Source organism: Achromobacter veterisilvae (assembly GCF_900496975.1).
In the GTDB taxonomy this organism is placed as follows: domain Bacteria; phylum Pseudomonadota; class Gammaproteobacteria; order Burkholderiales; family Burkholderiaceae_B; genus Achromobacter; species Achromobacter veterisilvae.
Window position 1 is genome coordinate 88,938 of the sequence record NZ_UFQC01000019.1, and the last position, 13,922, is coordinate 102,859.

At 59.6% G+C, this 13,922-nt stretch carries 11 protein-coding genes; 5 read left to right on the plus strand and 6 right to left on the minus strand.

The window, feature by feature from the left end; genetic code table 11:
- Nucleotides 1-242 precede the first annotated feature (242 nt).
- Together AVE30378_RS18495 and clsB are read left to right on the plus strand one after the other, a co-directional pair.
- Nucleotides 243-1,109, plus strand: a complete 867-nt coding sequence (locus AVE30378_RS18495) for an endonuclease/exonuclease/phosphatase family protein (protein ID WP_129242309.1) — start codon at nucleotides 243-245, stop codon at nucleotides 1,107-1,109.
- Nucleotides 1,106-2,317 (plus strand): cardiolipin synthase ClsB, encoded by a 1,212-nt coding sequence (gene clsB, locus AVE30378_RS18500; protein WP_129242310.1) that lies wholly within the window; start codon nucleotides 1,106-1,108, stop codon nucleotides 2,315-2,317. The genes AVE30378_RS18495 and clsB overlap by 4 nt, the downstream gene beginning before the upstream one ends.
- Before the next feature lie 11 nt (nucleotides 2,318-2,328).
- On the opposite strand, the gene AVE30378_RS18505 is transcribed toward clsB, so the two are convergent.
- From AVE30378_RS18505 to AVE30378_RS18520, 4 genes are all read right to left on the minus strand, one after another.
- Nucleotides 2,329-3,198: a DMT family transporter gene (locus AVE30378_RS18505; RefSeq protein ID WP_129242311.1), complete on the minus strand. Its 870-nt coding sequence runs from the start codon at nucleotides 3,196-3,198 to the stop codon at nucleotides 2,329-2,331.
- Between the two features lie 19 nt (nucleotides 3,199-3,217).
- Entirely contained in the window at nucleotides 3,218-4,570 is a 1,353-nt protein-coding gene (locus tag AVE30378_RS18510; protein ID WP_165360229.1) for an MFS transporter, read from the minus strand.
- 99 nt (nucleotides 4,571-4,669) lie between these two features.
- The gene (locus tag AVE30378_RS18515; protein WP_129242313.1) at nucleotides 4,670-5,239 is read right to left on the minus strand and encodes an SRPBCC family protein; all 570 of its coding nucleotides are present in this window, start codon (nucleotides 5,237-5,239) and stop codon (nucleotides 4,670-4,672) included.
- A gap of 86 nt (nucleotides 5,240-5,325) precedes the next feature.
- A complete protein-coding gene (locus AVE30378_RS18520; RefSeq protein WP_129242314.1) occupies nucleotides 5,326-6,330 on the minus strand; it encodes an acyltransferase family protein in 1,005 nt (334 codons plus the stop codon).
- Between the two features lie 203 nt (nucleotides 6,331-6,533).
- Here AVE30378_RS18520 and pseG point away from each other — a divergent pair, with 203 nt between their 5' ends.
- Nucleotides 6,534-8,057, plus strand: a complete 1,524-nt coding sequence (pseG, locus tag AVE30378_RS18525; RefSeq protein WP_129242315.1) for a UDP-2,4-diacetamido-2,4,6-trideoxy-beta-L-altropyranose hydrolase — start codon at nucleotides 6,534-6,536, stop codon at nucleotides 8,055-8,057.
- 46 nt (nucleotides 8,058-8,103) lie between these two features.
- On the opposite strand, the gene AVE30378_RS18530 is transcribed toward pseG, so the two are convergent.
- Nucleotides 8,104-8,943 (minus strand): hypothetical protein, encoded by an 840-nt coding sequence (locus AVE30378_RS18530; RefSeq protein ID WP_129242316.1) that lies wholly within the window; start codon nucleotides 8,941-8,943, stop codon nucleotides 8,104-8,106.
- 705 nt (nucleotides 8,944-9,648) lie between these two features.
- Between AVE30378_RS18530 and AVE30378_RS18540 the strand changes: the two genes are divergently transcribed.
- A complete protein-coding gene (locus tag AVE30378_RS18540; protein ID WP_129242318.1) occupies nucleotides 9,649-11,655 on the plus strand; it encodes an acyltransferase family protein in 2,007 nt (668 codons plus the stop codon).
- A gap of 185 nt (nucleotides 11,656-11,840) precedes the next feature.
- On the opposite strand, the gene AVE30378_RS18545 is transcribed toward AVE30378_RS18540, so the two are convergent.
- Nucleotides 11,841-13,043, minus strand: a complete 1,203-nt coding sequence (locus AVE30378_RS18545) for a phytanoyl-CoA dioxygenase family protein (RefSeq protein ID WP_165360230.1) — start codon at nucleotides 13,041-13,043, stop codon at nucleotides 11,841-11,843.
- A 480-nt stretch (nucleotides 13,044-13,523) separates the two neighbouring features.
- On the opposite strand from AVE30378_RS18545, the gene AVE30378_RS18550 reads away from it, so the two are divergent.
- A complete protein-coding gene (locus tag AVE30378_RS18550; protein ID WP_129242320.1) occupies nucleotides 13,524-13,898 on the plus strand; it encodes a hypothetical protein in 375 nt (124 codons plus the stop codon).
- The last annotated feature ends 24 nt before the right edge of the window (nucleotides 13,899-13,922 follow it).

The following is a 13,922-nucleotide window of genomic DNA, read 5'->3' on the forward strand; positions in this document are numbered from 1 at the left end:
GCGCCGCTACGGACCGGCGGAGCCGGATCCGTGCGGCCCGGCTTGGGGGGTTGCTTGCTGGCGGCGGGGGGCCTCGAATGGCGAGGCGGTCCGCCGGTTTGCGGGCAACGGGCACGAATGCGGGAACGCGTCTTTGAATTGGAGTAATCTGGCAAACGCCGCCGGGTTGGCGGTGTCTGGCCGGGGCTCTCTCTTGGAGCGCGGCCGGCGGTTTTCCTGCTTAGAGAGGCGCCATTTCCTCTATGTCGCTCATTCGTGTCGTCAGCTACAACATACACAAGGGCCGTTCGGCGTTAGGCCGTCGCGACTCCCTCAATGAACTGCGCCTGGGCCTTTACGGCCTGCGTCCCGACCTGGTCTTCCTGCAGGAAGTCCAGGGCCGCAACGAGCAGAAATCCTTGCTCGACGCCCAGCACGAATCCCTTGCCGCCGCGCTTCGGCTGGATGTGGCCTATGGCCGCAACGCCATCCGCAGCGAGACGGACCACGGGAATGCGCTGTTGTCGCGCTTTCCCATTCTCGGCCACGAAAACCAGGATATTTCCGACCACCGGCTCGAGCAGCGCGGGCTGCTGCACGCGCGGATCGAACTCGATGGGCGCGCGGTGCATTGTTTCGTCGTCCACCTGGGCCTGTTCGCCGGCAGCCGCGGCCGCCAGATCCTGGCGCTGACCGAGCGCATCCGGCGCATGGTGCCGGACGGCGAGCCGATCCTGGTGGCGGGCGATTTCAACGACTGGGGCGACCGTCTTGCGCCCCTGTTCGTGCAGCAGCTCGGCCTGTACGAAGTGTTCTCGCATGCCCCGCGCAGCCATGGCGGCGAACTGCCGCGCCTGCGCGATTCGGTCAGGCGCCTGAGCAACGCCTTGCGCGGACTGCCCAACAGCGGCATTTCCGTCATGGAGCGCACCAACCAGTTGGGCATGGACGGCAGTTCGCGCCTGCTGCTGCCGCCGCCGCGCACCTTTCCCGCCGTGTTCCCGTGGTTCCGCCTGGACCGCATCTATCAGCGCGGCTTCGCGGTGCGCAGCGCGCGCGTGCTGCGCGGGCGGGAATGGGCAAGGCTTTCCGACCACTCTCCTTTGCTGGCTGAACTGGAACTGCCGTGAGGGCCGAGCAGGTCAAGCTGGATTGGACGCTGGGCAACGACATCCGGTTGCTGCAGAACGGTTCCGACTTTTTCCCCGCGCTGTGCGCCGCGATCGACACGGCCCAGGTCAGCGTGCACCTGGAAACCTACATCTTCATGCCCGACCGCACCGGCTCGCGGGTGCTGGACTGCCTGGAGGCGGCGGCCCGGCGCGGGGTCAAGGTACGCGTCGTGCTGGACGGCTTCGGCAGCGCCGAGAACGTCGATGCGCTGCGCACGCGGCTGACCAACGCCGGCGCGCAGTGCCGGATCTTCCGCCCGGAACCGCGCTGGTTCGCCCGCTACATCCCGTCGCGCAGCCGCCTGCGGCGCCTGCACCGCAAAGTCACCGTCGTCGACGGGCAGATCGCCTTCATCGGCGGCATCAACATCATCGATGACTACGACGACCGGGACCCGGCGGACGGCATAACCGGCCCCCGCTACGATTTCGCCGTGCAGGTGCGGGGGCCGCTGGTTACCTCGGCCGCCTATGCCCAGGAACTGCTGTGGGTGAGGCTGAACTGGGCGCGGCTGCGGCGCCATCCCCGGGACTGGAACCGCATGCGGCTGCTCAAGCCGCGCCATGCCTCCGTCGCGCCTTGCGGCCAGTTGCGGGCCGCGCTGGTGCTGCGCGACAACCTGCGGTTTCGCCAGACGTTCGAGCGCTCCTATCTCTACGGCATTTCGCAGGCGCGCCGCGACATCCTGATCGCCAACGCGTATTTCTTTCCGGGACGCCAGTTCCGCCGGGCGCTGGCGAAGGCCGCCGCGCGCGGGGTGCGCGTGCGCCTGCTGCTGCAGGGCAAGGTGGAATACCGCATGCAGTACCACGCCACGCGCTCGCTGTACGACCAGTTGCTGCGCGACGGCATCGAGATCTACGAATACATGCCCAGCTACCTGCACGCGAAGGTGGCCGTCATCGATAACGTCGTGACCGTGGGCTCGTCCAACCTGGATCCCTTCAGCCTGCTGCTGGCGCGCGAGGCCAACGTCGTCGTGGACGACCAGCCGTTTTCCTGGGACTTGCAGGAACGGCTGGAGGCGGCCATCCGCGACGGCGGGCGCTTCATCCGGCCGCTGGAATACCAGCGCCGCGGATGGGTGCGCCGCTGGGTCGACGCGGTGTCCTACACACTGCTGCGGATCGGGGTGGCGCTGACGGGGTCGTCGGACAAATACTGAGCCGGGCCGCTTCAGGCGCGCCGCTTCAGCAGGCCGAGCGCCAGCGCCGTGCCGGCCAGGATGATCGCGGCGCCCGCCGCGATCGACGGCGTGATGCTTTCGCCAAGGAACCACGCGCCCCACACCACGCCGAAAATCGGCACCAGGAACGTCACGCTGACGGCGCCGGTGGGGCCGACGTTGGCGATCAGGCGGAAGAAGATGATGTAGGCCGCGCCGGTGCACACCACGGCAAGCAGGATCGTGGCTATCCAGGCTTGCAGGGAGGCGGGGGATTCGGGCCAGAACCAGATCGCCAGCGGCAGCAGCGCGAGCGACGCGCCCACCATGCTGCCGGTTGCATTGGCCAGGGCGTCCACGCCGGTCAGGAAGCGCTTGGTCCAATTGGCGGCGATGCCGTAGAACACCGGCGCCGAGACCGCGGCGAGCACCGCGGGCCCCGTGCCGCCGGCGTTGAAATTCAGCTTGTCCCAGACGAGCACGACGATGCCCACCACGCCGATCATCAGGCCGAGCGAGCGCGCCCAGGCCAGCCTGTCCCCGAGCCACAGCCAGCCGATGACGGCGCCCCACACCGGGGTCACGGCATTGGCGACCGACAGGAACCCCGCGCCCAGGGATTGGGCGGCGTAGGCGTACAGCAGGAACGGCACGGCCGCGTTCAGCATGCCCACCATCAACAAAGCCTTCCAGTGCTTCGCGATCAGCGGCAGCTTGCCGCGCCACAACGCGGCGGGCAGCAGGAACAGCGCGGCCAGGCCCACGCGCAGTTCAATCAGCGCCACGGGGCCGAATTCGGCGACGGCCACGCGCATGAAGAGGAAGGAGCCGCCCCAGACGGCGGCCAGGAGCAGCAGGTCCAGCAGATTGCGTCCACGCATGTTCGGTCCCGGGCTTGCCTTATTTCCGGCTCGTGGCCAGGTTTTTCATCTTGACCCTGTGCGCCAGCAGGGCACAGGTCAGCGACAGGACGATACACAGGACCAATCCGGCACGCACTCCGTTTAGTACCGTGCTGTGCGAAATAACGATGCCGACCACCGCCGTGCCCAGCGCGCTGCCGATGGCGCGCGTGGTCTGGACCAGCGCGGACGCCACGCCCACGTCGCGCCGCTCGCTCAGCATCTGCATAAAAAGGGTCAGATTGGGCAAAAGAAAGCCCAGCGCGCAGCCGTTGACGAAGAACGCCGCCAGGATCCACCAGGCGGAGGTGCCCGGAGAGATCAGCAGCACCATCAGCGATCCGGCGGCCAGCAGGCCGCCGCCGAACACCATCAGGCGCTGCGGCTCGGACTGCTTGGGGAACAGCCGGCCGTTGATGATGCTGCCGACCGAGATCGCGGCGACCAGCGGCGTCAGCAGCAGCCCGGCTTCGCTGGGCGTGTAGTTCAGTACCTGTTGCAGCAGCAGGGGGCTGTAGAAAATCTGCACGAACATGACCGCGCCCACCATCATCGCCGCCATATTCAGCAGGCGCGATTCCTTGGCGGACAGCACGCGCAGCGGAAAAATGGGGGAGCGCACGCGGCGCTCGATGGGAATCAGGACGGCGATGGCCGCCACCCCCATCGCGGCCAGCAGCGCGCCCAGCAGGGGGTGCGCGTGGTCGCCGCCGGCAAAGGCCAGCTCCAGCGCGGCCAGCGGCGCGCCCACGGCGACGACGAGCAGGATCGCCCCCAGCCAGTCGATCTTGCGGCTGCCGTCGTGCACGGGCCGGATGCGGGGGAAATAGCGCGCCAGCAGAAAAAAGGCGCCCGCGGCGGCGACCGGCGCGATGAAGAAGGCCGCGCGCCAGCCCAGCGCCTGCGTGGCGGCGCCGCCCAGGACCGGGCCGATGCCGCTGGCCATGGCGAAGGCGGCCGACACCAGCGCCATCCAGCGCACCCGCTGCTTCGCGTCGGGGAACAGGTCGGCGGGCGCGGCGAACGCCGTCGCGATCATCATGCCGCCGCCGATGCCCTGCAGCGAGCGGAACACGATCAGTTGGGTCATGGTCTGGGACAGGCCGCAGGCGATGGAGCCCAGCGCGATGATAAGCACCGACAGCAGCATCAGGGGCTTGCGGCCGAACATGTCGCCCAGCCGTCCGAAGACCAGGATGGACGCCGCGGTGGCGAGCAGGTAGCCCGTTCCCACCCAGGCATACAGCGCCATGCCGTCGAGCGCCTCGGCCACCCGCGGCAGGGTGGTGCTGATGATGGTGGAATCCAGGGCCGCCAGGACGACGGTGGCGGAAACCCCCGCCATCCCCATCAGGAGGTCGCGTCGCGAATGGGCTGGGGGCGTAGGGGAAGGCGGTGAGTCGGGCGGCGTCGTCATGCCGCAGAGGATATCACCGGCGAGTCAGGGTTTTCACTTGTAGAACGTGTGGTAGCCCCAGAAAACCGCGATGACCAGGATCACCATAATCCAGGACCAGCGCGAATTCGACAGCCCGCGCGCCTCGGGTTCGGGCGGCGGCGGGGGCGGCGCGAGCCGGGGCTGGCCCGACATGTGGTCGATGAAGGCGGCGAAGAACTTCTGGATGATCTTGTCGCCCGCCTTCAGCAGCAGGCTTTCGCCGCATTCGGCCAGCTTGCCGCCGGCCATGCAGGCGACGGTGTAGGCCACCCGCGTGCCCTCGTCCTTCGTGCTGAGGTTGATCTGCGCGGTCCCGATGGCCAGGCAGGCGGCGCGCCCCTTGCCTTCGAAGGCAAGCGTACAACTGTTGTGAGGGTCCACATCGGACATCAGGATCTCGCCGTCGTAGTCGGTGTCGATTCCGGCGACCTTGGCGCGGAGCTTGACGGCGTACTCGGTCGGGCTGAGCCTGACCACCTCCACGCAGCCGGGGATGCATCGCTGCAGCACGGCCGGATCTGTCAACGCGTCCCAAGTCTGGTGCTGGGTAGAAGGAATCCACTGGGCATCGGCAATGCGCATGGCTGTCTCCTTGCTGGTGCTGCTTGTTTTTATTATGAACCCAATTTTTAAGAAACTCCATAACTCACCAAGCCGTGCAAGTTATATCAGGCCGATACCGGCTTATCGCGGCCTAATCCTGGCAATCGTCTGCCCAGGGCCTGAGCGGGCAATTCGACGCAGCGGTATGCCAGCCATGCTACGCAGATGCTGACAGCAATCGAAAACCAACGCCAAATTTCGACGGGCATGCCCAAACGATGACCAATCACGGATAGTTCCACAAATACGGGCGCATGCACGAGGTAAAGTGAATAGGACGCATCCCCCACCTTGAGCAACGGCGAAGGAAACTTCATGCCAGCTTTTTCCGCCGCGACCAGAAAAGATATTAGCGAGCCGAAGCCGATGGCGAAAAGGGGGTGTCGCAGCCAGCCGGGCAGTCCGATGACGTTGTAGATTAGGAGCAGCGCAATTGTCAGGACACATAGGCAAACAAGCCCCGATGCGGCTGGAAGTACATTGCGCAACCGGTACGCGGCGATACCTGCTGCGAAATAGATTTGTGCGTACGAAAACAGATGATAATCCCAATTCGTCCACCAAAGGCCGGCCGCCCATAAACAAGACAAGGCCACCAATAATCCCATCGTGCCGAAAAAAGGCACGATCAGCGCCGCGAGCAGGTAAAACAGCACTTCATGTTCTAGGGACCAGCCAGGTGAAAGCAGTGGATAGGGCTCCATAGGGAATATCAGGAAGCTCTGGACTATCCCGATAGCGCCCAAGGTGCCGATTTCTGTCGCGTAGCGATGCGTTATCAGCGTCCAAAGCAGGATTACTGTCAGGATTGTCCAATATAACGGTGCAATTCGCCAGACGCGTTTTAGCAGGAACCGGCTGGCGTTGAAATGCTGAGTAGACGACACGACGTGACAAATGATGAAACCGGATATGCAGAAGAATAGATCTACTCCTATGTACCCGAAATCAGAAACCAGGGGGATGCGAAATAGCCGATCGGAGGCCCATGATGACGCCCAATGCGAATGGAAGACTACGACAGTTAATGCTGAAATGGCCCGAAGCGCCTGAATAGATTGATATTGCATAGGTTGGAAACGCGGAAAAAGGTTGGGGAAAACATAGCCCGATCTCCTGGCTTTCCCACTGTACGGAGCCGGTTGTAGAAAGGAGACAATTCGTACATGCTATAGCACTTGAGTGCCTCACTACTCTTATTGGCATCCCAGCGCAGATTCGAACTCATCTACAATAGCCGTAGTCTTTCCTGTGATTCTCTCGATAGGTTTCTATGCCCCGGCCGTTTCCCGTTATCGCCATTAGAGCCGATGCTTCGACCCAGATTGGAGCGGGGCATATGATGCGCTGCCTTGCGCTGGCGGACGGCATTGCTCAGCGGGGCGGACAAGTCCATTTTCTTGTACGACGGCATCCATCCCATCTTGGAGACCTGATCGAGGCCAAGGGGTATATCCTGCATTGGCTTGTCGACGTGGGGAACGAGGTTGGCGAGGAGCTGGGCGGTTATGGCAAATGGCTCGGCGTCACGCAAGCGCAAGATCGGGATGCCTCCGCGCAGGTGCTTAGTCAGGTCCGTCCAGACTGGCTCATTGTCGATCATTACGCACTTGACGCCGAATGGGAGACGCCATTGCGTCGTTGGGTTGGCGGCCTCATGGCTATTGATGATCTGGCCGACCGCGATCATGATTGCGACGTGTTGCTGGATCAGAACTATTTTCGTGACCCGAATCGATATCAGGGGCGGGTGCCGGCGCATTGTATTCAATTACTGGGTCCAGGCTACGCGCTTTTGAGGCCAGAGTTTCACGATCTGAGGCGCCGCAATCGTGTTCGCGACGGAAAAGTGAGCAAGATCTTGGTAGCGTTCGGTGGCATGGATCAGGCCGACTATACCGGGCGCTTCTTGGAAGCCTTCGAGCCGCGCACAGATGAATGTTCCATCGATGTGGTTATCGGGGGAGGTAACCCGCAACGTGCCCGCCTGCAATCGTTGTGCGCATCTCGGCCGGACGTGCGTCTGCACATTCAGTCTGCCCGTATGGCGGAACTGATCGCCAAGGCAGATCTTGTGGTTGGCGCGAGCGGCACAAGCAATTGGGAGCGATTTTGTTTGGGGGCGCCGGCAATCGCTGTGGCGGTGGCGGAAAATCAGGTGCCTGTGCTGTGTGAGCTGGAACAGGATGGGCTGGTGCTTGGGGTGTCGCCAGAGTCGCCCGATCAGGTCGCGGACTGCGTGAACCTGGTGAAGTATGCCCTGCACCAGCCGGCATTGCTGCGAGGCTTGAGCCGGCGAGCGGCCGCTCTGGTAGATGGTAGAGGGGTCCAGCGACTCATCCGTCAATTGCTTCCTGCCTCCATTGCCTTGAGGCGTGCAGGACCGGATGATTGCTTGCGGATTTATGCATGGCGCAATGCACCTGAAACTCGCGAACATTCCCATGCGTCTGCGCCCATCGACCTAAGCACGCATCAGTCATGGTTCGACGCTACGTTGCGCCATGAAGACCGCGTGCTGCTGATTGCCGAAATTGTTGGGGAACCGGTCGCCGTGGTGCGATTTGACTTGGCTGGCGCTCGGGCGATGATCTCCATTTACCTTACGCCGGGCAATCATGGAAAGGGCCTAGGCGGGGCGGTCATTCGGGAGGCGACCCATTGGCTGTTTGAGTGGAGCGCCGAAATCTCGCATGTCGTGGCAGAGGTCCGCGCTGGAAATAACGCATCGCTCAACGTTTTCCGCGATGCACAGTTCAAGCTTGATTACAGCGTCTTTATCAAGACTCGAAATTGATCGACGCAGGGAAGTGCCCGCCATTCGGGCAAGCGAGGAATCATACCTAGGGCCGTCCTGCGCGAACGATCTGTCGAATCAACGCGTATAGCACTCCGACAAGCAGGCCAGCCAACAGCCCGGCGAGCAGCGTGATGCGAACTTTCGGCAATACGGGTGTATTCGATGTATACCAGGGCGCGAGCAAAGTGGTTGGATTACGATTGATAAAGGCAATATCGTTCTCGATCGAGTTCAGCCGATCCCGCTGTGCGTAGATGTCGTCACGTGCAATCAAATAGACGACAGACTTTTCCTGCGCAGAGTCCATCTTTTTGATCATGTCTTGGTTGCTGTCCATCCGGGCCACCGTGTTGGCTCGCTGTTCTTCAAGAGATTTGATAACCGGGGCGTTCAGGGCTGTCTGCTGTTGGCGCACCATTTCGAAGACGGCCTCCGCGCAGCGCTGGGCCACGGTCGGGTCTTGACGCCGAACGCGCAAATCAATGGCTCCCGCAGTCAGGCGGTTGACTGTGGGTCTGACGATATTCAACATCGCTTCGCGATTCAAGGCGCCTTCGTTTTCAGCCTCACACTGCTTTATGACTGCTTCAGGGTATGTTGTCGGTATCTGCAATCTGGCGATTGTTAAAGACGTATCTTCAACGGCGGCTTGGGGTGTCGAGGAGTCCTTGCGTGCATTTGTCGATGACGTCGTCAGCGCATTTTTTATTAGCCCGACTGTTTCGTATTGCCTGGGAGTAGTCCAGATATGCACGGCTCCCACTAACAAGCCAATAGCGCCACAGCTAAAAATGACGATTATGTTGTTTCTGAAAAACGTAATGATGTCACTAAGACTGAATTCGTTGCCTATGGGTGTCTGGACGCTGTGAGAATTGTTCATATCTTCGTTTAACGGCACGGATGGGGCATTGTAGACGTGGGCAGGGAATGCAGCTGTATCTGACTGTTGCTTTGTGAGGTTTCGCTGGAACCTAGGAGTCTGCCCGGCCGAAAAAGGTCGAGAACACAAAGGCTTGGCAAATTACAGGCATGCCCGAAAATTGCCTGCTTTACGAGCCGCAATAACAACAACTACTGCCAGACACCTCGTAAGACTGGCTGTCCGAAGGGCTCTCAGCGCACTTCATCAGTGACAGCGTCGACAGCCTGGACCTGAGCGCCATGCGCGACAAGCCAAGGGCGGGCCGCGCAACCAGCCCTCTCACCCAGGATGGCCAAGGTGCGGATCTATGGCTACGCCCAGGTGCCTTCAGCTTGCGCAAGCTGGCCGCGGAGAGCAATCTTGCAGGCCAGAGAGGGTCGAAGCAGCGAGTCGGGGCTAGGCTTGCTGCTTGCGGCACGCTGAGCGTGCCAGTTCAAAGTCGCTTCAACGCTCGCGAAATACGGCGCCGACGCTCTGGGTCGTCATCAAGTGCAAAACTGCGTGTGTAGAAATCCAAAAACTCCTGCCGCGCACACTCTTAGCGCGCCGCTTGCGTCAAGGCGTTCGGCGTTCCCCTGGGCTCGGTGGACACGCCTGGCATGAATATTTCTCGGGCAGGCCGATGTAGAATCGCTGCCCTGAGAGAACCACTACACAATAACGATGTTTGCCTATAGACGTGAACTTGATGGCTTACGCGCCATCGCCGTACTGACCGTGTTGTTTTTTCATGCGGGATTCAGTGCTTTTCCTGGCGGATTTGTCGGCGTTGATATTTTTTTCGTCTTGTCAGGCTATTTGATCGTGTCCCTCATTTCTGAGGAAATGTTAGGAGGGACGTTCTCATTCAGGGCATTCTATGAGCGCAGAATTCGGCGCTTGCTGCCGCCCTTGCTGCCTGTACTTCTACTGACAGGCGCGGCGGGTTTCATTCTCCTCAGCGACAAGCAGTTCGCCAATTTGACCGAGAGCCTGTTGGCATCTTTAGGCCTAGCTTCCAACTGGTACTTCCTTTCAAGCGTAGGCTACTTTGACGGCCCTGGAGAATTAACCCCGCTGCTTCATATGTGGTCTTTGTCTATCGAGGAACAGTTTTACCTGATATTTCCGTTTTTTCTGGTAATGGCCAACCATTTGAAAAAGCAATGGCTATTATCCGGGTGCCTGGTGTTACTGCTGATTTCTTTGGGTTTTTCCGAGGCACTGGTCAACGCAAATCAGAGGGACGCTGCATTCTACAATTCATTCGGCCGATTTTGGGAATTGCTACTGGGTGCATCCGTGGCATTGGCCAAGTTACCGGCTCCTCGCCGCGCGGTTGCTGATGTCCTGGAGTTCGCCGGGAGCGGTATGGTCCTGACCGCGGTTTTGGTCTATACGCCAACCACGCCATTCCCTGGCGTTTCTGCTGTTCTACCTACGGTCGGGGCGGCGCTGATCATTGCGGCTTCAGGTCAAGGGCGTGTCATATCTCCGCTTCTGAAATCAAGGATTCTCGTTGGCGTCGGATTGATTTCCTATGCACTGTATCTCTGGCATTGGCCGATTATGGTATTTGTAAAGGTGATGAATCCCGCCGCAGGATCGAAAGTAATGGGGGGCGCGCTTGGAGCCACCTTTTTGCTTGCCACAACATCGTACTTTCTGGTTGAAGCACCCGTTCGGCGGAAGGTTCTCTTTCCTATGCGTCGGACCGTGTATGCTGCTGCGGCGGCGGCAATTGCCACGATGGCCGTCCTAACGACGGTTGCGAACGGCGAGTTCTTCAAACCGTTAAGGGTGGTTGCAGTCGATAGAGCCCTCAGCGCTATGTATGACGTGAGGCGTGCGGACGCGATCGCTACTATTCAAGCATCGGGCGATTACTACCAGAAGAACTTGAATCTGAACTATAACGGAAATTCGGGCCCCTATGACGCGAAGACGTTTGCTGACTACACCTGCAGCTATGACGAGGGCAATACAGCCTCCCGTCTCTATGATTGCCTTGTCGGGCACGCCAAATCTCACAATGTGCTGGTATTGGGCGATAGTATCGGGCGTGACACTTTGTGGACATTGCGGCGTGCCTACCCTGGCCAGAATTTCCTGATGTTGCACCAGTCCGGCTGTCCGCCCAGTGACTGGCATCGTGAGGGCGATGCTGTCGGGTGCTTTACTGGCTCTGCCGATCTGCTAGGGCGGGTTCGAAGCGTGGTTCAGATTGATGGTGTGATTCTGGCATTCAGGTATCGGCCGTCCGATTGGGCCGAGGTCGAAGCAGGCCTGGATATGGCGCGGAAAGTGAGTCCCAACGTCATTCTGCTGGGAGTATCTGCCGTGTTTGCGCAGCCGGTGGGCAGTTTTCTCAGGTCGCTTCCCAAAGGGTCGCCGGTGCCTCGGTCGGTGGGCAAGCTCGATCCAAGCATGGTGGGCTGGGACTATGTTGCGATCGCTGATCAGGCGAGGCTGATGGCAGATCGTCATGGAGTCGCATTCGCAGACACGAGTCCGTTTTACTGCAAAGGTCAGGAATGTGCGCTTTGGAAAGATAATTCTTACCAGATGCCTATATATTGGGACAACCAGCACTTAACTGATTTTGGTATAGATGCATTTTCTCAATTTTTGCGCACGCAGGTGGATATGGTTCAATTTGCCGAGCGGGTAGGGATGCAGAGACGACCTTAGAGGCCTTTTTTGGGGTGGTAGGCGCACTCGTGCTATTTGTGGTCGTATTGCAGGTGCCCCGCTTAACGGCGCGCCATCTTCTTCACCGCGAACAAGGTCGAAGTTGTCACGGCTGGGTTCAGGCCAAGCAAGGTCGATGTTCTGTTGGTGACTGAATCCCAACCTCTTGGCTCGATCTAATAGACTTAAACGCGAGTCAGTTGACGCAACCGCCAAGGCAAAATGACTTGTTGCACAATACGCGACCGAATTCGGTCCAACAACGTGGCAGGCTTGGCTTGATCGAAAGTCGCCTTATAACGATTGCGCGCGAGACTGTCGTAGTTCTGCAGTAGACGCGCTGGCGCTCCCAGTTGGGCTATTGCCTCGTATTGCGCCGGCGAAAGGTCTTCGAACGGCTCAATAGGCGACATATATAGAGATGCGGCATACTCGAATTGCAACATGCAGCGATAGCCGCTCTTGACCGGCAATCCTTTATGGACGGCACTTGTGTCGCCAAAAATAATCGTGCCGGCGGGCCCGGTAACCGTCTTCAGACGGTGGGCATCAAAATATTCAAGCACGTTTTCATCAGTCAGCCGCGTTGAAAAGGGCACTCCGCGAGTAAACAACTCGTCAATATGGCTACCATCCACATAGCAATGCGGACCGTTGCTCTCACGAACATCAGTTAGGTAGATGAACACCTTGAGGAACTTGGTAAACTCTTTATCTTGGTGGTACAGTTGGGCACTTGCTGATAATTGGCTTTTATCGCCTTTGCCAGCGAAAGATAGCCAGATGTTTGTTTGCACATGCACCGGCGTACAACCAAAATAGTTGGTCACCATCGACAATATATAGGGATCAAATGCGAGGCTAGAAAGTAGCGGGTTGTGCGTCGCTTCATTCAAATCTTTCAGCCAAAACGTGCCACTTTCTGTCTCCTCTCCCATTGAGCCGAGACGATACAGTTCTTCACCACTCCGCAAGGCCGAGCCCGGCTTCTTCTCATAGAACGAAAACTTAGCGATCTCGTCTCTGATCGCCCCCTGCGTTTGAGCTGGAAGGCTATGATCGGAGACAAGATAGCCGTGGTTGCGTAGCAACGTGATTTGGTCATCAAGTTTGCCAAGCGTTCCAAAAATAGCCGAAGAGGGAGCTTGGTCGGGGACAGGATGCCGTAGTGCCAATATTTTTGCGGCAAGAGCATTTAACGAATGGTTGAACTGATAGAAGTCCATTTCGAACCTATTGCGCAGGGCGAAGCCGTCACCCCCATGTACCTCATACTGTAAAAAATTGGCAAGTGCCCGTTGCTGGGAAAGCTTCAGGTTTTCACATTCGGTAGCAATGTCATGGGGCACTGGATAGGCGTCAAGCAGTGCTTTCAATTTCGGATTCATTGTATTGACCATTGGAATAGGTGCCCCAGGTGAACCGGATTTTACCGTTCTTTCGCGGTGGCGGTTTAGGACCAAGCACCAGGGCTTGCGGGAGGGCGCCAGCAGCGCCAACGGCTAAGAGTCTGTGCGACAGAAGGATGTCGAGAGCGTAAAGACCTGGCAAATTACAGGCGTGCCCAAAAATTGCCGGCCTTACGCGCCGCAACAACGACTGCTGCCAGACGCCCTGCAAGACTGGCTGTCTGAAAGGTACCTGGCGTACTTCACCAGCGATAGCGTCGTGAGCTTGGATCTGATGGGCGCATTCCACGCGCGATACGTCACGGGCGGGCCACGCAACCAGCCCCTTCACCTGGTCATGATGGCAAAGGTGCGGATCTACGGCCATGCGACGGGCACCATCAGCTCGCGTAAGCTGGCCGCCAAGCTGCAGTGCCAAGGCGGCCGAAGATCTGGAGAAGAGCGGCCCCGAGGGTAGCCTTGCCCGGGGAGATCAAGCGCCGGGAAGACCGTCTCGACAAGCTACGGCAGGAGAAACCTCAGCAAGAGGCCGATGCAGCACGCGGGCGCAGCAGGGATGATGAGCGCAAACCGTGCAATAAGAACGGCAAGCCCAAGGGGCGCTACAAACGCGACTTCGGTGTTCCTAAAGACAGCGGCGAGGAGGGCTTCACCGACATGGACACTCGGATCCTGAAGCGTGCCGGAGGGGGGTACGACTATCGCTACAACGCGTATACGGCGGTGGAGGAGAAGGTGCAGATCGTGACCGGGTTGAAAATGCCTGAATGTCAGGTGGTGAATCAGGGACGTGCTGGGGTTCAGGCAGTTCGGCTTGCCGGGGGGGCACGCTGAGTGGCTCAAGCCTGCTTTAACGCT